The sequence below is a fragment of the Lentilactobacillus sp. TOM.63 genome, assembly GCF_030361045.1.
In the GTDB taxonomy this organism is placed as follows: Bacteria; Bacillota; Bacilli; order Lactobacillales; family Lactobacillaceae; genus Lentilactobacillus; species Lentilactobacillus dabitei.
The window spans coordinates 12,052-36,590 of sequence record NZ_JAUCAP010000016.1; the positions used below are offsets into that span (position 1 = coordinate 12,052).

At 42.0% G+C, this 24,539-nt stretch carries 29 protein-coding genes; 27 read left to right on the top strand and 2 right to left on the bottom strand.

Annotation, left to right across the window (positions count from 1 at the left end):
• Nucleotides 1–182 precede the first annotated feature (182 nt).
• A complete protein-coding gene (locus QUF07_RS04750) occupies nucleotides 183–434 on the bottom strand; it encodes a helix-turn-helix domain-containing protein (RefSeq protein ID WP_430673518.1) in 252 nt (83 codons plus the stop codon).
• A gap of 499 nt (nucleotides 435–933) precedes the next feature.
• Between QUF07_RS04750 and QUF07_RS04755 the strand changes: the two genes are divergently transcribed.
• From QUF07_RS04755 to QUF07_RS04805, 11 genes are all read left to right on the top strand, one after another.
• Nucleotides 934–1,977: a family 20 glycosylhydrolase gene (locus tag QUF07_RS04755; protein ID WP_289426902.1), complete on the top strand. Its 1,044-nt coding sequence runs from the start codon at nucleotides 934–936 to the stop codon at nucleotides 1,975–1,977.
• A 124-nt stretch (nucleotides 1,978–2,101) separates the two neighbouring features.
• Nucleotides 2,102–3,316: a glycosyltransferase family 2 protein gene (locus tag QUF07_RS04760; protein ID WP_217161736.1), complete on the top strand. Its 1,215-nt coding sequence runs from the start codon at nucleotides 2,102–2,104 to the stop codon at nucleotides 3,314–3,316.
• A gap of 1 nt (nucleotide 3,317) precedes the next feature.
• Nucleotides 3,318–3,623, top strand: a complete 306-nt coding sequence (locus QUF07_RS04765) for a hypothetical protein (RefSeq protein WP_217161738.1) — start codon at nucleotides 3,318–3,320, stop codon at nucleotides 3,621–3,623.
• The gene (locus QUF07_RS04770) at nucleotides 3,616–4,506 is read left to right on the top strand and encodes a polysaccharide deacetylase family protein (protein WP_217161740.1); all 891 of its coding nucleotides are present in this window, start codon (nucleotides 3,616–3,618) and stop codon (nucleotides 4,504–4,506) included. The genes QUF07_RS04765 and QUF07_RS04770 overlap by 8 nt, the downstream gene beginning before the upstream one ends.
• 254 nt (nucleotides 4,507–4,760) lie before the next feature.
• Nucleotides 4,761–5,825, top strand: a complete 1,065-nt coding sequence (locus QUF07_RS04775; RefSeq protein WP_217161835.1) for a HoxN/HupN/NixA family nickel/cobalt transporter — start codon at nucleotides 4,761–4,763, stop codon at nucleotides 5,823–5,825.
• Between the two features lie 75 nt (nucleotides 5,826–5,900).
• Entirely contained in the window at nucleotides 5,901–6,380 is a 480-nt protein-coding gene (locus QUF07_RS04780) for a hypothetical protein (protein ID WP_217161742.1), read from the top strand.
• Between the two features lie 266 nt (nucleotides 6,381–6,646).
• Nucleotides 6,647–7,159 (top strand): ECF transporter S component, encoded by a 513-nt coding sequence (locus QUF07_RS04785; RefSeq protein WP_217161744.1) that lies wholly within the window; start codon nucleotides 6,647–6,649, stop codon nucleotides 7,157–7,159.
• Between the two features lie 73 nt (nucleotides 7,160–7,232).
• Entirely contained in the window at nucleotides 7,233–7,991 is a 759-nt protein-coding gene (locus tag QUF07_RS04790) for an AIR synthase related protein (protein WP_217161745.1), read from the top strand.
• 26 nt (nucleotides 7,992–8,017) lie between these two features.
• Nucleotides 8,018–8,776, top strand: a complete 759-nt coding sequence (gene cobS / locus QUF07_RS04795) for an adenosylcobinamide-GDP ribazoletransferase (protein WP_289426903.1) — start codon at nucleotides 8,018–8,020, stop codon at nucleotides 8,774–8,776.
• The gene (locus QUF07_RS04800; protein WP_217161750.1) at nucleotides 8,777–9,364 is read left to right on the top strand and encodes a histidine phosphatase family protein; all 588 of its coding nucleotides are present in this window, start codon (nucleotides 8,777–8,779) and stop codon (nucleotides 9,362–9,364) included.
• Nucleotides 9,365–9,673: 309 nt separating this feature from the next.
• Nucleotides 9,674–10,384, top strand: coding sequence for an MIP/aquaporin family protein (locus QUF07_RS04805; protein ID WP_217161752.1), 711 nt, complete (start codon nucleotides 9,674–9,676; stop codon nucleotides 10,382–10,384).
• Nucleotides 10,385–10,658: 274 nt separating this feature from the next.
• On the opposite strand, the gene QUF07_RS04810 is transcribed toward QUF07_RS04805, so the two are convergent.
• A complete protein-coding gene (locus tag QUF07_RS04810) occupies nucleotides 10,659–11,777 on the bottom strand; it encodes a helix-turn-helix domain-containing protein (RefSeq protein ID WP_289426904.1) in 1,119 nt (372 codons plus the stop codon).
• Nucleotides 11,778–12,089: 312 nt separating this feature from the next.
• On the opposite strand from QUF07_RS04810, the gene QUF07_RS04815 reads away from it, so the two are divergent.
• The 16 genes from QUF07_RS04815 to QUF07_RS04890 are packed head-to-tail and all read left to right on the top strand — an operon-like array spanning nucleotide 12,090 to nucleotide 24,521.
• On the top strand, nucleotides 12,090–12,392 hold the full coding sequence (locus QUF07_RS04815; RefSeq protein WP_217161756.1) for a BMC domain-containing protein: 303 nt from the start codon (nucleotides 12,090–12,092) through the stop codon (nucleotides 12,390–12,392).
• 44 nt (nucleotides 12,393–12,436) lie between these two features.
• Nucleotides 12,437–13,261: a propanediol utilization microcompartment protein PduB gene (pduB, locus tag QUF07_RS04820; RefSeq protein ID WP_217161758.1), complete on the top strand. Its 825-nt coding sequence runs from the start codon at nucleotides 12,437–12,439 to the stop codon at nucleotides 13,259–13,261.
• An 18-nt stretch (nucleotides 13,262–13,279) separates the two neighbouring features.
• On the top strand, nucleotides 13,280–14,956 hold the full coding sequence (locus tag QUF07_RS04825; protein WP_289426905.1) for a propanediol/glycerol family dehydratase large subunit: 1,677 nt from the start codon (nucleotides 13,280–13,282) through the stop codon (nucleotides 14,954–14,956).
• Nucleotides 14,957–14,984: 28 nt separating this feature from the next.
• Nucleotides 14,985–15,695 (top strand): propanediol/glycerol family dehydratase medium subunit, encoded by a 711-nt coding sequence (locus QUF07_RS04830; RefSeq protein WP_217161763.1) that lies wholly within the window; start codon nucleotides 14,985–14,987, stop codon nucleotides 15,693–15,695.
• Nucleotides 15,696–15,706: 11 nt separating this feature from the next.
• Nucleotides 15,707–16,228 carry a diol dehydratase small subunit gene (locus tag QUF07_RS04835; protein ID WP_217161765.1) on the top strand — a complete coding sequence of 174 codons (522 nt, stop codon included), beginning with the start codon at nucleotides 15,707–15,709 and terminating at the stop codon, nucleotides 16,226–16,228.
• A 21-nt stretch (nucleotides 16,229–16,249) separates the two neighbouring features.
• Nucleotides 16,250–18,079, top strand: a complete 1,830-nt coding sequence (locus QUF07_RS04840) for a diol dehydratase reactivase subunit alpha (protein WP_217161767.1) — start codon at nucleotides 16,250–16,252, stop codon at nucleotides 18,077–18,079.
• 3 nt (nucleotides 18,080–18,082) lie between these two features.
• On the top strand, nucleotides 18,083–18,436 hold the full coding sequence (locus QUF07_RS04845; RefSeq protein ID WP_217161769.1) for a glycerol dehydratase reactivase beta/small subunit family protein: 354 nt from the start codon (nucleotides 18,083–18,085) through the stop codon (nucleotides 18,434–18,436).
• Between the two features lie 17 nt (nucleotides 18,437–18,453).
• Nucleotides 18,454–19,098: a BMC domain-containing protein gene (locus QUF07_RS04850; protein ID WP_289426906.1), complete on the top strand. Its 645-nt coding sequence runs from the start codon at nucleotides 18,454–18,456 to the stop codon at nucleotides 19,096–19,098.
• Between the two features lie 18 nt (nucleotides 19,099–19,116).
• A complete protein-coding gene (locus tag QUF07_RS04855) occupies nucleotides 19,117–19,401 on the top strand; it encodes a BMC domain-containing protein (RefSeq protein WP_275453022.1) in 285 nt (94 codons plus the stop codon).
• A gap of 38 nt (nucleotides 19,402–19,439) precedes the next feature.
• Nucleotides 19,440–20,075, top strand: coding sequence for a phosphate propanoyltransferase (locus QUF07_RS04860; protein ID WP_217161837.1), 636 nt, complete (start codon nucleotides 19,440–19,442; stop codon nucleotides 20,073–20,075).
• A 34-nt stretch (nucleotides 20,076–20,109) separates the two neighbouring features.
• Nucleotides 20,110–20,613, top strand: a complete 504-nt coding sequence (pduM, locus tag QUF07_RS04865; RefSeq protein WP_289426907.1) for a PduM family microcompartment protein — start codon at nucleotides 20,110–20,112, stop codon at nucleotides 20,611–20,613.
• Nucleotides 20,595–20,864: a EutN/CcmL family microcompartment protein gene (locus QUF07_RS04870; RefSeq protein ID WP_054748920.1), complete on the top strand. Its 270-nt coding sequence runs from the start codon at nucleotides 20,595–20,597 to the stop codon at nucleotides 20,862–20,864. The genes pduM and QUF07_RS04870 overlap by 19 nt, the downstream gene beginning before the upstream one ends.
• An 18-nt stretch (nucleotides 20,865–20,882) precedes the next feature.
• Nucleotides 20,883–21,458 carry a cob(I)yrinic acid a,c-diamide adenosyltransferase gene (locus tag QUF07_RS04875; protein WP_217161775.1) on the top strand — a complete coding sequence of 192 codons (576 nt, stop codon included), beginning with the start codon at nucleotides 20,883–20,885 and terminating at the stop codon, nucleotides 21,456–21,458.
• A gap of 6 nt (nucleotides 21,459–21,464) precedes the next feature.
• On the top strand, nucleotides 21,465–21,947 hold the full coding sequence (locus tag QUF07_RS04880; protein ID WP_054748918.1) for a GlcG/HbpS family heme-binding protein: 483 nt from the start codon (nucleotides 21,465–21,467) through the stop codon (nucleotides 21,945–21,947).
• Nucleotides 21,948–21,950: 3 nt separating this feature from the next.
• Nucleotides 21,951–23,393 (top strand): aldehyde dehydrogenase family protein, encoded by a 1,443-nt coding sequence (locus QUF07_RS04885; RefSeq protein WP_217161777.1) that lies wholly within the window; start codon nucleotides 21,951–21,953, stop codon nucleotides 23,391–23,393.
• Nucleotides 23,394–23,399: 6 nt separating this feature from the next.
• Nucleotides 23,400–24,521 carry a 1-propanol dehydrogenase PduQ gene (locus tag QUF07_RS04890; RefSeq protein WP_289426908.1) on the top strand — a complete coding sequence of 374 codons (1,122 nt, stop codon included), beginning with the start codon at nucleotides 23,400–23,402 and terminating at the stop codon, nucleotides 24,519–24,521.
• The last annotated feature ends 18 nt before the right edge of the window (nucleotides 24,522–24,539 follow it).

Genomic DNA, 24,539 nt, shown 5'->3' on the forward strand with positions numbered 1-24,539 from the left:
TGACTGCTATTTTTTGCCTACGATGGGGTTGCGGACGAATAATTGTCCTAAATGATTTTATAAATGGTATCAAAAAAATGTTCTGAAGCCGATGGAAAAGTTTCAGAACATTTTTTGTATGATGATTAAGTTAGTTGTGCCATAAATCACCTGCGTATAGTAATTGCAGGTGATTTGCTTTATTAATTGTTTAATCCCTTGACCAGTGATAAGCCAATTTCAAATCCAAGGCCATGGGCATATCGCTCAATGGTCGTTAAGGAGGGGGTGGCGACTAAACGTTCGATTCTTGCCAACTGGGGTTGCTTCATGCCAATCTGGTCGGCAAGGTCTGTTTGGGAGATGCCTCGTTTGATTCGTTCCGAACGAAGAGTTGTCAGGATTTCGGCAACTTTCATTTCAGCAGTGGACGGGGGTTGCACATTGGGGTTCATTTGATTTAACGTCGGCATTCGATTCTTTCTCCTTTGGTTAATGATATCCATTAATCATTTTAGCAGTTTTTCGGCCCAAGCACGGTTAATCATCCACAAAAGTTGAGATTTTGTCCTTTTGCCGTTGCCAATCCCGTCAGCTAAGGCAATAAGACTCTGAATAAGTGGTTAACATTGGCTGAGCCTCTAATTGTTAAATACGCAGAAATGGCCGGCTAGTTTTTGGATAATTGATCGTTGTCATCTGCATCAACAACTTACTTAATTGAGATAGCTTATTGTTAGTAGAACCCCCAACATTAAGGAATTGTATATCATTATTTGAAGTGGTTCTTTAACACTTTTGTCATAATCGATCAGAGTTTCTTAAGACATTCTAATAATCCTTATAATTGAGTGCTGGTTGATTCCATTGAGATTGTTTTTTGTTACGATAGGTTTGCTTCAACGTATTACAGAAATATTTCAATCATGTGACAGATACATAGGGGGCTTTTAGATGCGATTTAAACGGTGGTTAATTTTAGTTCCTTTACTCGTGTTATTGATGGGGTGTAGTTCCGCAGGAAAGTCGAGTCAGGATAAGGCTCAAAACAATAATGGCAAATTTAACGGGTTAACTCTGGACGTTTCCCGGCGGCACTATCACCTTTCAACGTTAGTCAAATTTATCAATTTGGTGGCTGCGAACCATGGCAATTTTGTTCAACTTCATCTGACTGACGATCGAGATTTTGCTATCGAAAATCAAACGGTTGGCCAGACCTTGGATCACGCGACAAAAAAAGATGGCGTTTGGCGCAATAACCAGACAAAGCAGGCCTTTTACAGCAAGGCCCAGATTCGCTATTTAGTTAATATTGCTCAGAAGCGTGGTGTAACGTTGATTCCAGAAATTGATACTCCAGCCCACGTCAACGGGTTGGTTGACACGATGAAGGCTAATGGCAGGGCGAAACTCGCCCGGCAACTCAGCTGGTATTCAAGGAGCTATGGTGATGAGCTGCATTTGAATCAGGCCAGTATTGATTTTGTTGAGAATATTGATAATGAGGTTGGGACGGAATTTGATAATCAAAACAACGCCCGGTTCCATTTGGGTGGGGATGAATTTACTGATAAGCTCACCAAAAATCCGGCCTACGTTAAATATTTAAATGCAACCAGCACCAACGTTGAAAAACTTGGGTTTATCCCCGAAGCTTGGAATGATGGGTTCCTGAACAGTGAGTTGGGTGATCTCAATAAGCATATTCAAGTCACCTATTGGAATTGGACGGCGGATCAGTCAGGCAGCCTGGGAGCCCGACGGAAAAAAGCCTGGGCCTCGATGCCGAAATTGATCAGTCACCATTTCAAAGTTTTGAATTACAACGATTATTATTTGTATTTCAACATTACTAAAGCCAACCTGGCGCCTAAAAATGTCGCCTATATGACTAAGGATATGAAGCAATACTGGAAGCCGACGCTCTGGCATTCCGACCACGCCACCAAGCTTAAATCACTCAATGGGATTGTTGGCAGCAGTGCCTCAATTTGAGGAGATTCGGTCGCCACAATTTCAGATAAAAAAGTTTATCAGGCCGGTTACCAATTTATCAAAGAATTTCTGGTTCTGGCCCGGAAGCCGGCTTGAATGAAGGGGATAGAAAAGGGGGAAGATCATGAACACACTTAGTTCATTTGTGATTTTATATCCAGTGATTGTTTCGACCGTTTGGATTATTGGCTCAGTATTCTTTTCGATTCAGCAGCGACGAGTGCCACTCATAAATTTTCATGCTGGCCAACCTGATGATTTGGTTTCGGTGTTGATCCCGGCACATAACGAGGCTGACACTCTGAAAAAAGTTGTCGAATCTGTCGCCAATATCACGTATTCCAAATTAGAACTCATTTTAATCAACGATGGCAGTGACGACGACACCCTCGCTGTGATGCACGAACTGGCAGAGGAATACACGAAACGATTTCCGGTTAAGATCATTAATATTGAAAGAAATCAAGGGAAAGCCAACGCCTTAAATAATGGTGCCAAGTTAGCTGAGGGCGAGTTTCTCCTGTGTCTGGATGCAGATTGTTACGTTGACAAGGATGCTTTGAAGCCAATGCTCGCCCAATTTTACAACGATCCCCACGTTGGCGCCGTTGCTGGCAAGCCGATTGTTCGCAATCGAACCAGCATATTAGGCCGCTTGGAGTTGTTAGAATACGTTGGGGTTATCGATATTATCAAACGCGGTCAGGCATTTGTGACCGGCCACATTACGACCGTTTCTGGAGTCGTTGTAGCTTATCGAAAAGCGGCTTTGGCAGATGCCGGTTGGTGGAATGCCGATGCGATTACTGAAGATATTGATGTGACTTGGCGTCTATATCATCATAAGTGGCAGGTTGTTTATTGTCCGCAATCGGTAGCTTGGATTCTGGTTCCCGAGCACATTAAAGATCTGGTCCACCAGCGAAGACGCTGGGCACGGGGCGGCTTTGAAGTCTTATTTCGTAACCGGGGGATGTTTGTGACCGGGCGCTTGAGTGAGCAATGGCTGCTCATGGATATGATTTTAAGCGACCTATGGGCCATCAGCTGTTCATTTGTTACGTTATTTTATTTGATCACAGTCCTATTTACCGGTGATCTCATTATGGATGGTGTGATCTTATTTCTGTTATTATTTATTAGCTTGGTTCAATTTCTGATTGGCTATGCAGATTCAAGAAAATCTGATTTCATTAATTGGCATGACTTGTTATTATTACCGCTCTACGTCATCTTTTATTGGTTTATCAACTTGGTCAGCTGTTTAACCGCTCTTGGCTCTTTTTTCTTGGATCCACGCCACGTTGGAAGTTGGCGCAGCCCAGATAGGGGGCTTTAAAATGAAATCAAACAAACGAACTTCAGGTTTGATCATTCGCAAACGGTCATCCTTTTTAACAAATGTTAGGCGGGCACTGATTTTAGTCATCTTGTGGCTTATTACGGGCTATGTCATCTATATTAATGTTTGTTTTCTTTTGAACGCTTATTCGGATGCTCTGGTTTCTGATTACCTAGTGTTAAATCTTTCTTTTAGAGCATACGCGTCGTTTGCATTGTTGGTTTTAGCTGTCGCAATTTTAATGATTGCATTTGGTTGGTGGCGAATTCGACGATTGGAACGGAGGGCGAGAAACCATGACTAAAACACAACGAAAGTGGGCCCTAACCGGATTTATTGTGCTGTTTTTGAGTTTATTGGCATACAGCACCCATCGAAACATCGAATATGAGCTGGGTAATCGCCCTAGTTATGCCATTTCAGCTCACGACCAGCAGATTAAGAATGGGGTGATGGTCTTTTGCTATCATCGAGTCTTGGATAATACCCGAATCGTTAAATTTGATGAAGATGTGTCACCAAATAGCCAGTTTCATGACTTTAATGTTAATTTACCAGAATTCAGGCAGCAGATGAATTATCTCCAAGACCATCACATTAAAGTAATCTCCATGCCTGAGCTGATCAGAAAGATTGATCGGCATGAGCCAATTCGGGGAAAGATGGTGACGATTACCTTCGATGATATTGACCGAACGATGATTGGCAACGCCTTGCCGGTATTATTGGAGCATCATTATCCGTTCACCGATTCAATTATTACTGGAAATACTGGGTGGTATAAGCAAGGCACAAAGCTCGCAACCTGGCCGGCAATTTTACGGATGAAAAAGCGTGCTGGTAACTTGGTCACATTTGGTGTTCATACCAATCGAATGCACTATTTAGTGGATAATGGAACCCCAGTGTTCAATCTTCCCCGCAACTATACCCGCTTCAAGCACGATTACGCCACCAGCCAAGATGTGCTGAAAGAAAAAATTGGCTATCGTTCACCGATCTTCACATACCCATACGGTAGTGGGACCCCGCAGATTCAAAAGTTTCTGGATGAACAACGGCAATTAAAGGTGGTCCTCACTTTGAACGATGGCATTGTGACTGATCGAAGTAACTTGAAGCAAACTCCAAGAGTCATTATTAACTCTAGTAGTTGGCCAAGTGTTGAGAGGTGGATATGTAGTTAACTACTCCGATTATTAACCGCTTGGTTTCGCACTCTTAAAATAGTCACATTTTTCCGTTTCCTTCAGCCAACTTAACGAAAATTTGCTAATAAATGCGCTTTCTTTGGTGCTATACTTTGTGCGCTTGTAAAAGTATACACAATCACCATGAACGATCAAAACAGCTTCTGACCATAATCGACAGATTGTTTATCCTGATTGAATACCGCAGTCATCAGGGAGGAATTGCTTTGGAAAGTTCAACAAATGGTTCAATGGTGCATTACGCACTTAAGCCGGATATTGCAAAGTTTGGTGGATATGTTTTAGCAATTTTTGTTGTTGGTTGGGTACTGGTATTTTCTTATCTGAATAGATACCCTGCGTTATTGGGGATGGCGTTTTTATCATTTACGTTTGGCCTTCAGCACGCCTTTGATGTTGATCACATTTCTGCAATTGACAACATGACTCGAAAGCTGGTCAATGATGGTAAAAATACCCATGGGGTCGGTTTTTACTTTTCACTTGGTCATTCGCTGGTGGTCATCATCATGGCCCTCATCACGATTTTCTTTGTCGAGTGGTCAAAGACAAAGCTGCCCGCACTACAAAACGTTGGCGGCATCTTCGGCACGTTATTTGCCGGGTTTATGTTAATTCTGCTTGGAACCATTAACCTCGTGATTTTAGTCGGAATTTGGAAGTCGTTTAAAGCCATCAATAATGGCAACGTTGAGCAGGCAAATCAATCGACTGACACGAAGATTTTTAGATTTTTCAAAAAGAGTATTAATTTGATCAATCACAATTGGCAGGTTATCTGCGTTGGTTTCCTGTTTGGGTTGGGATTTGACACAGCCACTCAAATCGCCGTTTTGGCAACTTCAGCGGTTGCAACCAGTAAAGGCATTCCGTGGTTTGCTGTCTTCTCATTCCCATTGTTGTTTACGGCGGGGATGTGCCTAATGGATTCCAGTGATGGCTTATTCATGAGCACTGCCTACAGCTGGGTGTTCTCTTCACCATATCGGAAGGTGTATTATAATTTAGCGCTCACTGGCCTGTCAGTCACCGCAGCGTTCTTCGTCGGCATCGTCGATGTTTTACAGGCCTTTGGATCGGATATCCATTCCCATTTCTTTATTATCAAATGGGCACAGGCATTGAACTTCAATATCCTTGGCATTATGCTCGTTGGCCTGTTTATCATCACCTGGAGTGTGGCCCTCATTTGCTGGCAAGTCTTTAACCTCAATGAAAAAGATGAAGCCTTAAAGGAAAAGGATGAGGCCTTGCAAAAAGCGGACTTTTTACAAAATGATCAGCACCGTCAATAGAATCAATTTTGCATGAATCGCTCATTTCTGTTAGACTACTTCCAATCGTTTGGTTGTAAAAGAAAGGATAGATTAATGCAAATTTCTAAGACACTTACCATTCTCGGAGTAACGGCCGGCTTGGCAGCAATTGTTCCTGCTGCTCAGTCTGCTCATGCAAAGACGACGGCTAATCCAGTTCCCCAGGCACTTCAAGGAACTTGGTACGGCAAATATTCAGATGGCACAACTGGCAAGAGCGCGGTAAAATATCGACTGACAAAGTACACGTTCAAGCAGGGAGCCGCCAAGGCCACGAACCAAAACTATCAGGCAATTACTTTCTACGATAACGTTGATAAATACGCGAATACCAAGGATAGCAATTACTTATTTAAAGTCGCTAACAAAGTCAACAAGCACGGTTATTGGAAGTTGACGCTCATCAACGTCAACAGTCCACTTTATTTCAAGAAGGTTCAGCACAACGGTAAGACGGCCTTGAAAATGTACTCTTATCTCAGCTCGAACAGCAAAAAAGCACAAATTAACTATTATTATCAAAAATCAGAATAAATAGTATATTTTGATCAAGAGATTGGGACCAAAGGCGTTTTGATCCCAGAATTTAAGTGAAAAAGTAATGCATTTTGGTTTTGGAATGCATTATTTTTTTGGCTTAAATGGCCGGGATCAGCCGTTTGTCGCTTCCCATTACCTCACTTTTGTTCAATGCGTACAACAATCTTGACTGATCCGGTGAGTCATGTTGAACGGTTCACAATTAATGTTATGATTCTCTTGGACTAGAAATTATTTAGTAATGATAGGAAGTGGATTTTATGAATCGTTCAAATCGTTTAAAACGGATGGTCTTGGCGGCGATGTTGTTGGCATTATGTGTTATTGGCGCCAACGTTAAGATTATGGGATCGGTGGCATTTGATTCAGCACCGGCATTTTTGGGGGCTATTTTGCTGGGACCTGTATTTGGTGGCTTTCTTGGCATATTTGGTCACTTAGTGTCGGCTGCATTGGCGGGATTTCCACTCACCTTGCCGATTCACTTGATCATCGCTGTTGCAATGGGAATCTGTATGTTTGTCTTTGGCTGGCTGCGTCAAAAGCTTGGCAAAGAAGCCATTAAAGGGGTGGTGATTGCTGATATCGTTGGTTATGCAATTAACGTCCCAATTGAATTAGTGTTCATGTATCCCTTGTTAAAACAAGCAGTCTATGTGTACTTTGTGCCACTGACAATTGCGACAATCCTCAATTTGATTGTGTGTGAAGTGATTTATGCTGCCCTGCCAAAACGGGTGAAGGAAGCCCCATTTTTGCGGCTCCATAGCTAACTTGACTTTGGTATTGTTAGGCGCACCGTTACATGCGGTTAGCACCAACTTTTCGTGAAAGGAGAGACACCAAATGAATGGCGATGGTGGACAATTTCGAGATCTTTCCCTGGTTAGACTTGATGCGCACAACACATTAGTGATTGCCTGTGATTGTAGCGCTGGGATCGGGGAGAAAAAATTTGACGAAGTGTTAATTGATCCAGCAATTACAGCGGCTTATTCAGTGCGAGTACCACTGATGGAATTGATGTGTTTTGGTGCGGATCCCATCACGATTGTCGATACAATTGGCAATGAATTGCAGCCAACTGGCGAGCGGGTCATTTGGGGCATTCGCCAAGAGCTCAAAAAGGCAGGGTTATCTGGTCTCCCGCTGAATGGGAGTACGGAAGACAACATGCGGACTCAGACAACCTCAATTGGGGTTACGGTTGTTGCCAAGGCTCATCAGATCAATGTCGCTTCAATTCACTTTTCTGGAGCAGCCCTCGTTTATCAGCTTGGAACCCCATACGTTGGTGAGGAAGTTAAAAAGCATTTAGCCACAATTTTTTCATACGATTTGGTTCGAAAGATCAGGGCAAATGATGCTGTTGTGGATATGTTACCAGTAGGCTCTCGCGGAGTTCGCTATGAACTGGTTCAAATGGCCGAAACCCATCACGCTAAAATTGAAGCGATTGCAGATTTGAGCGTTCCTAATAAAAATCAGTCTGCTGGACCTGCAACGGTCGTACTGATCGCGATTAAGCCAATTCAGCAGCAACAGTTTGAACAAGCTTTCCCCAAGTTGGCATTAATTGCGAGATTAGCAGTTTTGGATTCATAAATTGAAGTAGTTAAGGATGATCGTTAATGATAAAGTCGTTGATTTTACTGACCCAGTTTTTTACTCGAATTCCAGTTCCGTATGAAATAAAGGACGCTACCAGCAGGTTTAAGAAGAGTATTCAATATTTTACGCTATTTGGCTTTTTGATCGGCTGTATTGAAGCCTTATTTTTTTGGCTGATGACGTTAATTTTCCCGATTTGGTTTGCTTGGATCCTGTACTGGATTTCTGACGGCCTGATTACCGGGGGATTTCATTTGGACTCGCTGGCCGATACAGCGGATGGCCTGTACTCTTCTCGCACCGTTGACCGCATTAAAGAAATTATGAAGGACAGTCGCATTGGTACTATGGGCAGCCTGGCATTGACTTATTTCTATGCAATTGTGATGGGGGCTGGTGTGGTGGCCTCACCGTATCTGAAGTTGTGGCAAATGGTTGGGTTAACTGCAGTGACGACGATGGTGGCAAAAACTGGTATGGTTTTGCTATTTTATAAGATGGTTTATGCTGGTAAGACGAAGGGCCTCGGCGCGTTATGGACAGGGGTTTCCCCGTGGCGAATTGCCGTTGCTCAATTATTTGCAATTATTGTGATTGGTTTGATTTTGGGCATTAGTGGTCTAATTGCTTACGTTATGGTGATTGTCTGTGCCTGGATTTATCGTCACTACATTAATCGTAAGCTTGGTGGTTTTACGGGTGACACAATTGGTGCGTATGGTGAACTGGGCCAAATTGTTTTCCTACTGGTACTGGCAGCGTTAGTAAAGGTGATCTAGATGAAGTTATTGTTGAGTCGCCATGGTGAAACAGCTTATAACCGCGAGAAAAAATATTATGGTAAAGCCGATGTTGAATTGGATGATATCGGTTTAAAGCAAGCTGATCAATTAGCTGATAAACTAAAAAATGTGCCAATTACGATTGCAATTCGAAGTAATTTGAAACGAACTGAGCAAACTTTGAATGCGGTCGAAAAGAATCATCCGACTACTCGGGTGATTGTTGAACCGGAATTTGACGAAATGCCCTTTGGAAATTGGGAGGGCAAGAATGCCAACGAGGTTGAAGCCGCTTATCCGGACGTCTGGGAAAAGTGGTTAAAGGCTCCCTTTGATGTGACTCCAGAAGGAGCAGAACCTTTTCATGATTTTGAAAAACGAGTGATTAAAACTATTGATCACTACCTGGAGACTTTGCCAGCGGATAGCACAGTTCTGCTTGTTGCCCATTTGGGCGTGTTACGGACATTGCATCATCATTGGTATCCTGATGTTGATTGGTGGTCTGTGAATTTTAACGCAGGCGATTATTCAGAATATAAGGTCAGCAAGCATGAAGTTAAGCTCATTCAGTTAAATGTTTGATAACCCTTTCAGAATAATTGGAAGCGTGACTGTTTTGTTACAATCATTAACTGTCACAATTTTGAAGTCAGTTCAAGATTGTGACTTTATTTTTGGTGGGATTCTGGAAAATTAACCAAAGGAACTCAGTTTAATTCAATATTTATTTAGAATTCAATTGATAACATTTTGCGCAATGACAATATTTTGTACCCGATCACCAATTTAATGTCAGACTCAAAATCAATTAGGTGAATATTTTCACTTGAACCTATGCTATTCTTAATGCGTCGATTATGGCTTATCAATTAAAGGGTAGGTGGATATATTATGGATGGTTTTATTGGTGAATTTTTTGGCACCATGATTTTGATTATGCTTGGTGCCGGTACCGGTGCTGGGTTTAATTTGAACAAGGCCTATGCTAAGGGGGCTAATTGGACGTTTGTCTGCTTGTCATGGGGGATGGCCGTTGCCATGGGTGTTTATGTGGCTGGATCACTCGGATCAATGGGACATTTGAATCCCGCCGTAACAATTGGATTTGCCTGCTTCGGCTTCTTCCCATGGAGTCAGGTTTTGCCATATCTGGCAGGTCAATTCTTAGGTGCTTTCGTTGGGGCAGCACTGGTTATCATTCAATTTGCTCCTCATTTCAAGGCAACTCCTGATGAAGCTTCAGGAAACCAAGTTGGAATTTTTGCAACGAGACCAGCAATCAAATCGCCATTATTTAATTTCATCTCAGAATTATTTGCCACATTTGCATTTATCTTCATCTTGTTAAACTTAGGTAACTTTACGCAAGGACTCAAGCCATTTATCGTTGGCTTCTTGATCTTCGTTATTGGTACTGGATTAGGTACGACCACCGGGTTCGCCATCAACCCAGCCCGTGACTGGGGTCCACGTTTGGCCTACACAATTTTGCCGGTTCCTAACAAAGGAAACGCCTATTGGGGCTATGCATGGGTACCAATGTTCGGACCGTTAGCAGGTGGAATCTTGGCCGCAGCGATTCAGTTTGCTTTAAAGGGTTAGAGTGCCGAAAGAGGCGCTTTGACGCGATTATATAAGAAGGCCCCCACTAAAGCCTGATTTTGGGCTTTAGTGGGGGCCTTCTTATATGTTAAGCGTCAGCCTCTTGAGGCACGTTTTCTCAACGTAATGGCGGAAATGCTGATTTTGGGCTTTAGTGGGGGATATTAAGTGTCAAACTCTTAAAACCCGTTTCAACCGCATAATCCCAAAACCAAAAGCCTTCAACAGCCATCAAAAAATGCTGTTAAAGGCCTATTTGTCGTCATTAAAAAAGTCAATCACCCGGATATTCGGTATAAATCCACTGAATAACCGACTTGCCTGCCACTGGGACTAACATCGATGAAGCGTTGGGCTGCTTGCAATCAACGGTGAATATCCATCCGCGTTGACCTGAGGAATCGGCTAACCCAGCAATACTGTTGATGTACGGGAACCCATTGACGGGTTGGGAATAATAGCTAATATTATGATCTTGAAAATACTGCTTAGAAACATCATAGACGCTGTCGCTATCCTTCCATGTCAGGTCGCGATGGATTGTCACGATCTTCTGGATTGAAGCGTTTCGCTGTCTAAACTCAGAAGGAGTTAAACCGGTATGCTGCTTGAAAATTTTGGTAAAGTAGCTGGTTTGTGCAAAGCCAATTTGTTTGGCAATATGGCTTACTGGCGACTCGCTTAAACAGAGCTTTTCACCTGCAACGGCAATCTTTTGATTATTGATGTAATCAATAAAGTTCACGTGCATAGTTTTTTTGAATATGCGGCTCAAATACGATGGCGACAGGAATACGTGTTGGGCAACTTCGTCTAGTGAGATGGTCTGATCAATATTGCTTTTGATGTAGTTAAGACAGGCCTCTAGGCTGTGATAGATGTTGCCGGAAGCATCATCGTCAAGCGAATTAGCTTCACTGGCTTTTCCGCCATTGATTGCGGGCATTGACTCAACCGGTGTTGACGATATCTTTTTGCTCGCTTCATTTCTTAAGTAAGTGTCGAAGTTCCGGAGTGCAGAGATGCCTTCACTTCCAAGCGCATCCCAGACGGAAATGTTAACGTCAGTGTCTGATTCAAATATTTGCCCAATAATGTTTTCTAAATAGTTTCTTGATAACGATATTCGTTGCTGTGAGACGTTGACAGAATTGCAAATAACGAGCCCCCAGAGTTTGTAATTCATTGTCACTGGAAAGATCGAAAAGATCTCGTCAGAATAAACGTTGAGACTTTGCTGGACATCTTCTGGTTGTTGGAAAATACTCCCATTTTTCAAAAGTTGGCCATCCAAGGTATAAAAGGCTGTGTCAATTTGAGTAATCCCAGAAAAAGTGTTGATTGCTTCAGCTAGCGTTTGATAGTCTTTCTGTTTGAGAGAATAGGTGATCATTATCGTGCCCCCTAGTCATTTATGAAGCCAATTACAATTGTATAGTGGAACCGCTTCCACCTTGATTCAATTTTATGATAATCAAATCGCGATTACAAGATAAATCATTGAAATAGTTAGTACTTTCTTGTTATTTTATCTTTTGTTGTGTAACCGTTTTCAAATATTGTTATTTTAAAGATGAACTTGTTTAAGATATCATAATGCAAATTCCTTATACTGAAAGTGTTTTCAAAAACAATTGAATTAGTCCAACGGTTCACAATTTCGCGAACCGAGAGATTGGTTCAACACACTTAGGAGGAATTTCACATGGAACAAGAAGCTTTAGGTTTAATTGAGACTCAAGGTCTTGTAGCATCCATTGAAGCTGCCGATGCGATGGTTAAAGCAGCCAATGTGAACTTAGTTGGTCAGGAAAAAATCGGTCACGGATTGGTAACTGTGATGGTTCGTGGTGATGTTGGTGCTGTTAAAGCAGCTGTTGATGCAGGTGTATCAGCCGCAGAAAACATCGGCGAAGTTGTTTCCAACTATGTCATTCCACGTCCACACACGGATGTTGAGAAGATTCTTCCAGATCCTAATGATTTAAAGAACGCTGCCTCAAAGTAAACTGATAATTTAGAAAAAATTTGATGATTATGTAGGTAATAATTATGGATAAAGATAATGATGCGTTAGTTGAGCAAGTCCTTAACGAAATGATGAAAAAAGGTATTTCGGTTAAGGGTGAGGATCAGTCAAAGTCGTCAGGAGGACAGCAAATGAATGATTTCTTAAACTCTACTAGTGCCGTTCCTGAATTAGTTGGAACTCGAAAAATCGGTGACACCATTGGAATGTGTATTCCAAGTGTTGATCCTTTATTGTTAGATCAACTTCATGTAACTAAGAGGTATTCAGTATTGGGTGTACTAAGTGCTCGTTCTGGAGCTGGGCCACATATTATGGCCATGGATGAAGCAGTTAAAGCAACCAATACAGAAGTAATCGATATCGAGCTCCCCCGTGATACAAAGGGCGGTGCTGGACATGGTTCCTTAATTTTAATTGGTGGGTATGACCCATCGGATGTACGTTCAGCCATTAAGGTTGCGTTAGACACGTTGAGTACGACCTTTGGCGACGTTTATAATTCGGCGGCTGGCCATTTGGAATTACAATTCACTGCTCGGGCAGCAGGTGCTTGTCACGCAGCATTTGGTGCTCCAGAAGGTAAAGCATACGGTTTGATTTGTGGTGCTCCTTCAGGCATCGGAGTCATTATGGCCGATACCGCAATTAAAACGGCTAGTGTTAATGTTTTATCATTTGCATCGCCAGGGCATGGAACCAGCTTCTCAAACGAAGGGATGGTTCATATTAGTGGTGATTCAGGTGCCGTAAGACAAGCCGTTAAGGCCGGCCGAGAAGTCGGACTGAAATTACTTGGTGCGATGGGTGAGAAGCCCGTTAATGACTTCCCATCTTACATTAAGTAGTCGAAAGGAGGAACACAATTGAAACGTCAAAAGAGATTTGAAAAATTAGAGAAACGTCCAGTTCATTTGGATGGTTTTGTTAAAGAGTGGGATGACGAAGGATTAGTTGCCCTGGAAGGTAAGAACGATCCTAAGCCTAGTATCAAATTAGAGAACGGTGAAATTACTGAACTTGATGGTAAGAAAAAAGAAGACTTTGATTTAATTGATAAGTACATTGCAGAATATGGTCTTAATTTGGACAATGCTGAAATGGCAATGAACACTGATTCATTAAAGATTGCTCACATGCTTGTTGATCCTAATGTATCGCGTTCAGAAATCATTAAATACACTACGGCCATCACCCCAGCCAAAGCCGAGGAAGTTATTAGCAAGTTAAACTTTGGTGAAATGATTGTGGCTGTTCAAAAGATGCGACCACGTCGAACACCGGCTACTCAATGTCATATTACTAACACTTTGGATAACCCAGTTGAAATCGCTGCTGATGCTGCTGAAGCTGCTCTTCGAGGATTTCCAGAACAAGAAACGACTACTGCGATTGCCCGTTATGCCCCAATGAATGCCATTTCAATTATGGTTGGGTCACAAACAGGTCGTCCAGGTGTTATTACTCAATGTTCTGTTGAGGAATCTGAAGAATTGAGTTTAGGGATGCGTGGATTCACTGCTTACGCTGAAACTATTTCAGTTTATGGAACCGACCGAGTATTTACTGATGGTGATGATACACCTTGGTCAAAAGGGTTCTTGGCTTCATGTTATGCATCTCGTGGATTGAAGATGCGATTTACTTCAGGTGCTGGTTCAGAAGCTATGATGGGCTACACTGAAGGCAAATCAATGCTGTACTTGGAAGCTCGTTGTATCTTTATTACCAAAGCATCAGGTGTTCAAGGATTACAAAACGGTGGTGTTAGTTGTATTGGTATCCCAGGTGCTGTGCCCGGTGGTATCCGTGAAGTCCTTGGTGAAAACTTGATGTGCATGATGATGGATATTGAGTGTGCTTCTGGTTGTGATCAAGCATTCTCACATTCTGATATTCGTCGAACTGAACGAATGATTGGTCAATTCATTGCCGGAACTGACTACATTTCATCCGGTTATGCTGCTGAAGAAAACCGTGACAACACCTTCGCAGGTTCTAACATGGATGTTTTAGATTATGATGATTATTGCGCAATGGAACGTGATTTGGCTGTTAACGGTGGTATTTTACCTATCCATGAAGAAGATGCTATTAAGATCAGAAATAAAGCCGCTAAGGCAATTCAAGCTGTTTTTGATGGATTAGGATTACCAGCAATTACTGATGAAGAAGTTGAAGCTGCAACTTATGCAAGCAACTCAGACGATATGCCTAAGCGAGATATGGTTCAGGATATGAAGGCAGCACAAGACTTAATGGATCGTGGTATTACTGTTTCAGATATCATTAAGGCACTTCATGATCACGGATTTAACGATGTTGCTCAAGCTGTTCTTGCTTTGGCACAGCAAAAAGTTTGTGGTGATTACCTTCAAACGTCTGCCATTTTTGATAAGAATTGGCACTGCATTTCAGCTATTGACAATCCTAACGATTATCAAGGCCCTGGTACTGGGTACCGTTTGTGGGAAGATAAAGACACATGGGACAAGATTAAAGATATTCCATGGGCTATGGATCCACAACATATGGACTTCTAGTACGACTTTTGAAGGGAGGCAAATTTAGATGAGTCAAGAAATAGATGAAACATTATTAAGAAGTATTATTAAAGACGTTATAGGTGAAATGAAAAACACTGATACACCAATTTCGTTTAATGATTCTGGAAACTCAGCAGCGACAGCAACTCAAGCTGCACCTTCAAGTAGTCAGACTTCTGATATCAAACCAGTTGACTGGTTCAAACATGTTGGCGTAGCCAAACCAGGATTGTCAAAAGATGAAGTTGTCATCGCGGTTGCGCCAGCATTTGCAGAAGTATTAACACGAACAATGACCAAATTACCTCATAAGGATGTTTTACGTCAGGTTATTGCCGGAATTGAAGAGGAAGGTTTGAAGGCTCGGGTTGTAAAAGTCTATCGTACCTCAGACGTTTCTTTCTGTTCTGTTGACGCTGATCAACTTTCAGGTTCTGGAATTTCTGTTGCGATTCAATCAAAAGGAACAGCGATCATTCATCAAAAGGACCAAGAACCATTGAGTAATTTGGAATTATTCCCACAGGCACCGGTGCTGACATTGGATACGTATCGAGCAATTGGTAAAAACGCAGCTCAATATGCAAAAGGGATGTCTCCTAATCCTGTTCCTACTGTGAATGATCAGATGGCTCGTGTGCAATATCAAGCATTGTCTGCTTTGATGCATATTCAAGAAACGAAGCAGGTAGTTCCTGGTAAACCGTCCGATGAAATTCAAGTATCATTTAATTAAGGAGGGTCAATATGAGCGAGGTAGATTCATTAGTAAATAAAATCATGAGTCAGTTGAAAGATGAAAACTCATCAGCATCCAGTTCAACATCAACTTCAACTCCGACAAATTCTGATAGTGAACTAGGTCGAAATGATTATCCACTTTTTGAAAAACATCCTGATAAGGTTAAATCCCCAACAGGAAAGAGCTTACATGACATCACACTAGATAATGTTGTTGATGGCACTGTTGGCCCAAAGGATTTACGAATTACCCCAGATACACTGCGTATGCAGGGGCAAATTGCTGCTAGCGCTGGACGAGTTGCAATTCAGAAGAACTTCCAGAGAGCTGCAGAATTAACTCAAATTCCTGATGATCGACTTCTTCAACTATATAATGCTTTACGTCCTTATCGTTCAAGTAAGCAAGAATTATTAGATATGTCGAGCGAACTGCGAGATAAGTATAATGCACCTGTTTGTGCAAATTGGTTTGCAGAAGCTGCTGAAAACTATGAGAAGAACAAGAAACTTAAAGGTGATAATTAATATCTAGTTAGGGGTTTTAGCATGACACGTGTGATTGGTGTTGATATTGGTAATTCTTCAACTGAAGTTGCCCTCGCTGATGTGTCTGATAGTGGCGAAGTTAAATTTCTGGGATCGGGAATTGCAGCTACAACTGGAATTAAAGGAACAAAGCAGAATTTGATTGGCGTTAAAAAGTCAATTGACAATGTTTTGAATTCTACTCATACCGATCTGTCGTCAGTTAATTTGATAAGAATTAATGAAGCAACACCAGTTATTGGTGATGTTGCGATGGAAACGATTACTGAAACGATTATTACCGAGTCAACGATGATTGGTCATAATCCTGGTACTCCAGGTGGTGTAGGAACGGGTTCTGGATATACGGTTCAACTTTTACAATTACTTCATGAAAGTGATCATTCACGCAACTACATTGTTTTAATTCCTAAAGATGTTGATTTTGCTGATGCGGCAAAGCTAATTGATGCATATGTCGCATCGGGCTTCCATATTACCGCTGCGATTATGCAAAGTGATGATGGTGTCCTCGTTGATAATCGATTACAAAACAAAATTCCGATTGTTGATGAAGTTGCCCGAATTGATAAAGTTCCATTAGGGATGCTAGCAGCTGTTGAAGTTGCCCCACAGGGTAAAGTTATTTCTCAATTATCTAATCCGTATGGGATTGCGACTCTATTCGGATTAACATCTGAAGAAACGAAAAACATTGTACCGGTTGCCAGGGCATTGATTGGAAATCGCTCAGCGGTTGTGATTAAAACACCAAAAGGTGATGTTAAAGCTCGGGTAATTCCTGCCGGAACTGTTTATATTACTGGTAATAAAGGAAAAGCTCAAGTTGATGTTGCCGCGGGTGCTGAAGCAATTATGAAAGCGGTTAATGAGTTTGATTCAATTGATGATATCACTGGTAAGTCAGGAACTAACGTTGGCGGTATGCTTGAAAAGGTTCGGCAAACGATGGCTGATTTGACCGGCAAGCAAAATCAAGATATTGCTATCCAGGATTTACTTGCAGTTAATACCTCCGTTCCGGTTAAGGTTACTGGCGGACTTGCCGGCGAGTTCTCCATGGAGCAAGCAGTTGGAATTGCTGCAATGGTTAAATCGGATCATTTACAAATGCAAATTATTGCGAACTTGATTGAACAAGATTTGCGCGTTCCTGTTGAAATTGGTGGGGCTGAAGCTGAAGCTGCAATATTAGGCGCATTAACAACTCCAGGTACCAGTAAACCAATGGCGATCCTAGATTTAGGTGCTGGGTCTACTGACGCATCAATTATTAATAAAGAGGATAAAAAGGTCGCAATTCATCTTGCTGGTGCTGGGGATATGGTTACAATGATAATCAACTCTGAGCTTGGACTAGATGATATTTACTTGGCTGAGGACATTAAGCGTTATCCGCTTGCTAAAGTAGAAAATCTCTTTCAGTTGAGACATGAAGATGGCTCAGTTCAATTCTTTGAGAAACCCTTGCCATCAAATTTGTTTGCGAGAGTTGTTGCAATTAAGCCAGATGGTTATGAGCCACTTCCGGGTAATCTGAGTATTGAGAAAGTCAAGATTGTCCGACAAACTGCCAAGAAACGAGTATTTGTAACGAATGCACTCCGGGCTTTGAGACATGTTAGTCCAACAGGAAACATTCGAGATATTCCGTTTGTTGTGATCGTTGGAGGATCTGCTCTTGATTTTGAAATTCCTCAACTTGTGACTGATGCATTGTCACATTATAACTTGGTAGCTGGGCGTGGAAACATTCGGTCAATTGAAGGCCCACGAAACGCCGTTGCAACTGGGTTAATTCTTTCATATTCAAGCGAGAAAAGAGGATAGCACATGGCAATCGATAATGATAGACCGGCAATTTTAATAGCTTTATCCGACAAATTGAATAACAAACTTCCTGGCAATTTGGAACCAATGCTACATGGAATCGAAGAGGAGCAAATTCCTTTCCAAATGATACAGGTAGCGGATTCTAGTTCAGCTGTCGATCGAGCCTATCAAGCGGCAGTGGCCTCACGTTTATCGGTTGGCATCTCGTTTGACGATCAACAAATTGTGGTTCATTACAAAAATTTAAACCCAAATGAGCCACTTTTTGTGGTTCCTATCGACAATCCGACAAATGTCAGAAAGATCGGTGCCAATGCCGCAAGATTGGTCAAAGGAGTACCATTTAAGAAATAAGGACAGGTGAGTGATTTATGGAATCAATTGGATATCTAGAAGTCGAGGGTCTGTCTGGTGCGATCGTTGCTGCTGATAGAATGCTTAAAACTGCTCAAGTTCAATTAAAGTTTCTTGAGAATACAAAAGGTAATGGTTGGATTACCGTTTCAGTTACTGGCGATGTTGCCGCTGTTGAAGCAGCGATTGATGCTGGGAAAGGCGAAATGGGCGATCGGGTTGCTGGCTCGATGGTAATTGCCAATCCCGCACCGGGAATTAGCGAGTTAGGTAAAAATGATGCCATCAAGAGTAAATTTGATGCTGCAACTGAATATGATGATTCCGATGACGATGGCCCAGATGATGATGGACCGGATGGCGGATCAGCTACCAACGCCAATCCAAAAGATGACGGTCCAAAAGGTGGTGGTTCTAATGGTGGGTCAAGTACCACGCCTGGTTCTGCTTCTACTAAGAAGGATGAGTCAAAGTCTGAAATAAAGCCGACAGCTCAAGCGGCAACAAAGCCTGCCGATAAGTCAGATAATAAGCCGGCAACTACGAGGGCTGCCACCACAAAGTCCACTAGTTCTAAAACAACTAGTAAGTCTACGAGTCAGGCAGCACGTAGTAAGCGGTCAAATACTCGACGAACACCTAGAAAACAAACTAAGAAGTAAACAAATTAGGAGGAATTTATTATGAATAACGCACTTGGAATGATCGAAACAAAAGGATTAGTTGGCTCTATCGAAGCAGCCGATGCAATGGTTAAAGCAGCTAACGTTGTTTTAATTGGTCAAGAAAAGATTGGTAGTGGGTTGGTAACTGTTATGGTCCGTGGTGATGTTGGTGCCGTTAAAGCTGCCGTTGACGCAGGAGTTTCTGCTGCAGAAAACGTTGGTGAAGTATTAACTTCATTCGTCATTCCTCGTCCACATTCAGAAGTTGAAGGTATCTTGCCAAATATTGACAAGAAATAATTCAAATTCAATCTAAGGACGGTTAGTGATTTATGGAAATTACTGAAGATAAGATTCGACAAATAATTCGTCAAGTAATTGATGAGCAAAATGACCCTTATCGAATTCCAATTGGTGTATCAAATCATCATATCCATTTAACCGATGAGGACTATAACACATTATTTCCAAATCAAAAGATGACGATACTAAAACGATTAAAGCAGCCAGAAGAATTTGCAACCAACCAAACAGCAACACTGATTGGACCTTCTGGAAAGATTGAAAATGTTCGTGTGCTTGGGCCAAATCGTTCACATTCACAAGTTGAAATTGCCCGTTCAGAGTGTTTTACACTTGGAATTGATGCGCCCATTCGCTTGTCTGGTCACCTCGATGGGGCCCCATCAGTTAAAATTAAGACGCCAGATGCTGAAATAACGGTTCAAGGAGTCATTGTTGCAAAACGCCACATCCATATGAGTTTAGAAGATGCTCAACGCTTTGGTGTCAAACTAGGAGATATTGTTTCTGTACGAATCGATTCGCCAGAACGCCGGACAACGTATGATGATGTTGTTTGTCGTCCAAGAAAAGATTTTGTCACAGAAATGCATTTGGATACTGATGAAGCAAGTGCAGCTAATGTTCGTGGTGACACGGTTGGTCACATTATTCTTCCAAAGGAAAGTTGAGATTTTGAACAAATAGCAAAGGTTGGTGGCCAAAATGGATCATATTGTTGAGCAAGTACTGGCTAAAATCAGGCAGCGCGAACACCAATCTTACGAAGTTGATCATTCCAGTGAGGGACTAGTGCCCGATCAGGGTGTTTATACAGATTATGCCAATGTGACCATTGATAACGTGACAATTCCACTGTTGGCCAACATCTACCGGCTGAATCTGGACGATTCCTGGACAAAGTGGATATTACAAGGGATTAGTTTCCAAGTAAACTTTACTTTTCAGATTAGTTCATCGATGGTCAACTTTATTCCAAAAAAAATGTTGTTAGATTGGCCTGTATCATTTGTCGTTGATCAAAAGCGGGCAGTCACTTCATTTTATCAGAAGGCAATCAGTCGTTCAGATCTTGCTACGCTGCCGGATAAATCAATTGTTGTTGTAACTCCGAATCAAAAGCTTACTGGTGAGGCTGAACAAATTAGTCAGCTGAAACAAATGATAATACAAATGAGGACTGATGAAAATTGTATATGGCACGAGTAATGGGGAGCGTCGTAGCTACCCAAAAAGATCGTTCATTGGTTGGCCGAAAACTAATGATTGTTCAGCCAGTGGATTCTGAAGGCAAGCCTACGAAGTCCGAAGAAGTCGCTGCTGATACAGTTGGAGCCGGAATTGGCGAATATGTACTATTAGTACGTGGTGCCGGTGCAAGACGAGCTACGGTCAGTCAAGTCCAAAACGATGTAAATGATTGTTCGATTGTAGGAATTATTGATCGATTCGACAAATGAAAAAAGAAGGGATTTTAAATGGCCATTTACACAAAGGGCGGCGATAAAGGATCAACAAGCCTTTTTGACGGCGAGCGAGTATCTAAAGACTCTTTGCGGGTCTCAACTTATGGAACGTTTGATGAACTGAATGCCAACATTTCACTGGCTGATAAGTTTTGTATCAGCGAGCGCAACAAGAAAATCTTGCAGCGAGTTGAATACCGAATGTTTTTCCTGCAGGGAGAAATTGCCACTAAAGATGCTGAAAAGTTCCGATCCCAAAGCAGAATTATAACGGATGACGATGTTCATTATCTTGAGTCAATTATTGATGACTATACTGCTCAATTGCCTAAAGTTAACAGTTTCATTTTACCGGGTTCGAGTCTTGCCGGTGCTCAACTTCATGTTTGTCGAACGGTATGTAGAAGAGCTGAACGACAATTGGTAGCGTTTATGAAGGTTAATCCCGTAAGACCGGAAATCGAGAGATATGTCAATCGCCTTTCTGATTTCATGTATATTATGGCCCGTTCTGAAGACCATCAGGACTATCTGGAAAAGGTTATCGAGAAAGTTGTTCAACGATACTGTAAAGCGATAGAAGGGTAAATGACCATGGATAAAGAACAAATTAATCAAATCGTAAAAGAAGTTTTATCTAAGGGATCAAATGCAACCGCTTCAAATGCATTTGACCGTCATAAGATGGAAAAAGTAATCGACGCAGCTGTTGCTAAGGCAGACGAATTACACGTTGGAGTCACAATTTGTATTATGGATATCACGACAACCGTTCAGATGTTGTACCATATGCCAAATGCAAACTTGGTTAGCTCCACATTAGCGCCAAAGAAAGCATGGTCTGCCATTGCGATGAAAGAGCCAACCAAGGACATTAGTAAAGATATTCAACCTGGTGGTCCTTTATATCAGATGGAAACGATGCTTGATGGAAAGCTCGTCTCATTCCCAGGGGGCATTCCACTTATCGAGGATGGACAGATGATTGGTGCTATCGGTTGTAGTGGTGGCTTAATCGAAGAAGATCAAGCCATTTGCGAAGCAGCCGTTCAAGAATTTTCTAAGGAGCGTATGTGAGATATGCAAGAACAAAATATTGAAGAAGCAATCAGAAAAATTCTAAAAGAAGAATTAAGCGGTCAATCGCAATCTGGTTCTGATAATAATGAAGCCCAACCCACAGGTTTAGGAAACGGAATTTTTGAAACTGTTGATGAAGCGATTGCAGCTGCAAAACAAGCTCAAGAAATTTACGCTGACAAACCTATGGCATTTCGTGAAAAGGTCATTCAAGCAATTAAAGATGGCTTCGGTCCAAAGATTCACTACATTGCCCAAGCAACTCGGGATGAAACCGGAATGGGAACTGTTGAAGCCAAGGAAACCAAGCTGAAGAATGCCTTGTACAACACTGCTGGCCCTGAGATTTTGAAGCCAGACGTTGAAACTGGCGATGGTGGGATGATCATGTATGAGTACACACCATTTGGCGTTATCGGTGGTGTTGGCCCAAGTACAAATCCCGGCGAAACGGTTATCAACAATTCCATCATGATGCTTGCTGGTGGCAATGTCTTATTCTTTGGTGCCCATCCAGGTGCTAAGAACATTACGCGTTGGATGATCGAGCACTTAAATGAATTCGTATACAAAGCAACCGGTCTGCGGAATTTGGTTGTATCGTTGGCAACCCCATCCATTGAATCGGTTCAACAGATGATGCACCACCCAGATGTTGACATGTTGGCTGTAACTGGTGGTCCTGCCGTTGTTCACCAAGCATTAATTAGTGGTAAAAAAGCAATTGGTGCCGGCGCTGGTAACCCACCTGCCATGGTTGATGATACTGCCGATCTTGATTTGGCCGCTCATGATATTATCACTTCATGTGGATTTGATAACAACATCCTATGTACTGCTGAAAAGGAAGTTGTTGTCCAAGCCGATGTTAAGGATCAACTGATTGAAAAAATGCAAAATGATGGTGCCTTCTTGTTAACGGATCAGAGTAAGATTGATGAAATTGCTCATATGACGATTCAAGAAAATGGTGCCCCTGATCGTAAATTTGTTGGTAAGGATGCAACCTTTATCCTGGATGAAGCTGGTGTATCTTACACAGGCCATCCAACCGTTGTGATCTTTGAGGCCGATAAAGATCACCCATTGGTAAAGACTGAAATGTTAATGCCATTATTGCCAATTGTTTCCTGCCCAACATTCGATGCTGTTTTGAAGACCGCAATTGAAGTTGAAATGGGTAATCACCATACTGCCTCAATTCACTCAGAAAATATTCCGCACATTAATAAAGCAGCTCACCGAATGAATACGTCAATCTTTGTTGCTAACGGCCCAACATTTGCTGCAACTGGTGTTGGCGATAATGGTTACTGGAGTGGAGACGCTGCGTTAACGATTGCTACTCCAACTGGTGAAGGAACAACAACTGCCAAGACATTTACTCGCCGTCGTCGCTTCAATTGCCCAGAAGGATTCTCATTGCGTTCATGGGAGGTCTAATATAAGATGGAAGAAATTCAAATTCCAACTAAAATTTACTCGGGTAATGACAGCTTAGACTGGCTGCAGACCTTAAAAGGCAAAAAGATTTTAATGGTTTGTGACGCGTTTTTGCCAAATACCCCCACCCTAGACAAGATTAAGGGTGAAGTTGATGGTAACAATGATGTTTCAATCTTTTCTGACGTAAAGCCTGATCCACCTTTGGATAATATCATGGAAGGCGTTGAACAGTTCGGTAAAGTTAAGCCTAATGTGATGATTGGAATCGGTGGTGGTTCAGCTATTGATACTGGCAAAGCCATTCGTTTCCTTGGTGAGAAGGTTTATCAACATCCGATTGATGAATTTATTGCTATTCCAACAACGAGTGGAACTGGTTCAGAAGTAACTAACACCAGTGTGGTTTCTGATACAAAGAATCATACCAAGATGCCAATTATTAAAGATCATTTGACTCCAGATATTGCGTTACTTGATCCTGAACTTGTGATGACGGCCCCTAAGAGTGTCACAGCCTTCTCGGGATTGGACGTTTTAACTCACTCACTTGAGTCACTGGTTTCACGGGATGCTAATACCATCACTGATGCTTTAGCTGAAAAGGGAATCGATGTTATTACTCACTGTTTGGTAGAATGCTACAAACATGGTGATAATGAAGCAGCTCGTAAAGTTGTTCACGAAGCATCATGTGCTGCTGGAATTGCGTTTAACAATGCCGGTTTAGGGATTTGCCACTCACTTGCCCATCAATTGGGTGCTAACTTCCATGTTCCGCATGGTTTGGCTTGCGCAATGCTTTTGCCACACGTTGTTGAATACAATGCCAGTCATTCAGAAGAAGCCTTGCACAAGTACGGTGCTGCCATCAAGAAGACCGGCTTGGTATCCCAAGGGATGAGTGATCGAATTGCCGTTCAACGAATTGCTGCTAAGATTCGTCAAATGATGGTTCAAATGGATTGCCCACAAACCTTACGGGCGTTCGGAATCGACCCAGCAGAAGCTGAAAAGAAGACGGACGTTGTGGTTGCTGATGCAAAGAAGGACGGTACTTTCCCAGGAAATCCTGTCGTACCAACTGATGATGATTTGAAAGCAATTTACGATAAAGTCATCAAATAATTAAATTAGAGACAGAGA

Excerpts from the sequence above, each read along its gene's own strand:
- QUF07_RS04750 (WP_430673518.1), bottom strand. The coding sequence starts at position 434 with ATGAACCCCAATGTGCAACCCCCGTCCACTGCTGAAATGAAAGTTGCC.
- QUF07_RS04755 (WP_289426902.1), top strand. The coding sequence starts at position 934 with ATGCGATTTAAACGGTGGTTAATTTTAGTTCCTTTACTCGTGTTATTG.
- QUF07_RS04760 (WP_217161736.1), top strand. The coding sequence starts at position 2,102 with ATGAACACACTTAGTTCATTTGTGATTTTATATCCAGTGATTGTTTCG.
- QUF07_RS04765 (WP_217161738.1), top strand. The coding sequence starts at position 3,318 with ATGAAATCAAACAAACGAACTTCAGGTTTGATCATTCGCAAACGGTCA.
- QUF07_RS04770 (WP_217161740.1), top strand. The coding sequence starts at position 3,616 with ATGACTAAAACACAACGAAAGTGGGCCCTAACCGGATTTATTGTGCTG.
- QUF07_RS04775 (WP_217161835.1), top strand. The coding sequence starts at position 4,761 with ATGGTGCATTACGCACTTAAGCCGGATATTGCAAAGTTTGGTGGATAT.
- QUF07_RS04780 (WP_217161742.1), top strand. The coding sequence starts at position 5,901 with ATGCAAATTTCTAAGACACTTACCATTCTCGGAGTAACGGCCGGCTTG.
- QUF07_RS04785 (WP_217161744.1), top strand. The coding sequence starts at position 6,647 with ATGAATCGTTCAAATCGTTTAAAACGGATGGTCTTGGCGGCGATGTTG.
- QUF07_RS04790 (WP_217161745.1), top strand. The coding sequence starts at position 7,233 with ATGAATGGCGATGGTGGACAATTTCGAGATCTTTCCCTGGTTAGACTT.
- cobS (WP_289426903.1), top strand. The coding sequence starts at position 8,018 with ATGATAAAGTCGTTGATTTTACTGACCCAGTTTTTTACTCGAATTCCA.
- QUF07_RS04800 (WP_217161750.1), top strand. The coding sequence starts at position 8,777 with ATGAAGTTATTGTTGAGTCGCCATGGTGAAACAGCTTATAACCGCGAG.
- QUF07_RS04805 (WP_217161752.1), top strand. The coding sequence starts at position 9,674 with ATGGATGGTTTTATTGGTGAATTTTTTGGCACCATGATTTTGATTATG.
- QUF07_RS04810 (WP_289426904.1), bottom strand. The coding sequence starts at position 11,777 with ATGATCACCTATTCTCTCAAACAGAAAGACTATCAAACGCTAGCTGAA.
- QUF07_RS04815 (WP_217161756.1), top strand. The coding sequence starts at position 12,090 with ATGGAACAAGAAGCTTTAGGTTTAATTGAGACTCAAGGTCTTGTAGCA.
- pduB (WP_217161758.1), top strand. The coding sequence starts at position 12,437 with ATGGATAAAGATAATGATGCGTTAGTTGAGCAAGTCCTTAACGAAATG.
- QUF07_RS04830 (WP_217161763.1), top strand. The coding sequence starts at position 14,985 with ATGAGTCAAGAAATAGATGAAACATTATTAAGAAGTATTATTAAAGAC.
- QUF07_RS04835 (WP_217161765.1), top strand. The coding sequence starts at position 15,707 with ATGAGCGAGGTAGATTCATTAGTAAATAAAATCATGAGTCAGTTGAAA.
- QUF07_RS04840 (WP_217161767.1), top strand. The coding sequence starts at position 16,250 with ATGACACGTGTGATTGGTGTTGATATTGGTAATTCTTCAACTGAAGTT.
- QUF07_RS04845 (WP_217161769.1), top strand. The coding sequence starts at position 18,083 with ATGGCAATCGATAATGATAGACCGGCAATTTTAATAGCTTTATCCGAC.
- QUF07_RS04850 (WP_289426906.1), top strand. The coding sequence starts at position 18,454 with ATGGAATCAATTGGATATCTAGAAGTCGAGGGTCTGTCTGGTGCGATC.
- pduM (WP_289426907.1), top strand. The coding sequence starts at position 20,110 with ATGGATCATATTGTTGAGCAAGTACTGGCTAAAATCAGGCAGCGCGAA.
- QUF07_RS04875 (WP_217161775.1), top strand. The coding sequence starts at position 20,883 with ATGGCCATTTACACAAAGGGCGGCGATAAAGGATCAACAAGCCTTTTT.
- QUF07_RS04880 (WP_054748918.1), top strand. The coding sequence starts at position 21,465 with ATGGATAAAGAACAAATTAATCAAATCGTAAAAGAAGTTTTATCTAAG.
- QUF07_RS04885 (WP_217161777.1), top strand. The coding sequence starts at position 21,951 with ATGCAAGAACAAAATATTGAAGAAGCAATCAGAAAAATTCTAAAAGAA.
- QUF07_RS04890 (WP_289426908.1), top strand. The coding sequence starts at position 23,400 with ATGGAAGAAATTCAAATTCCAACTAAAATTTACTCGGGTAATGACAGC.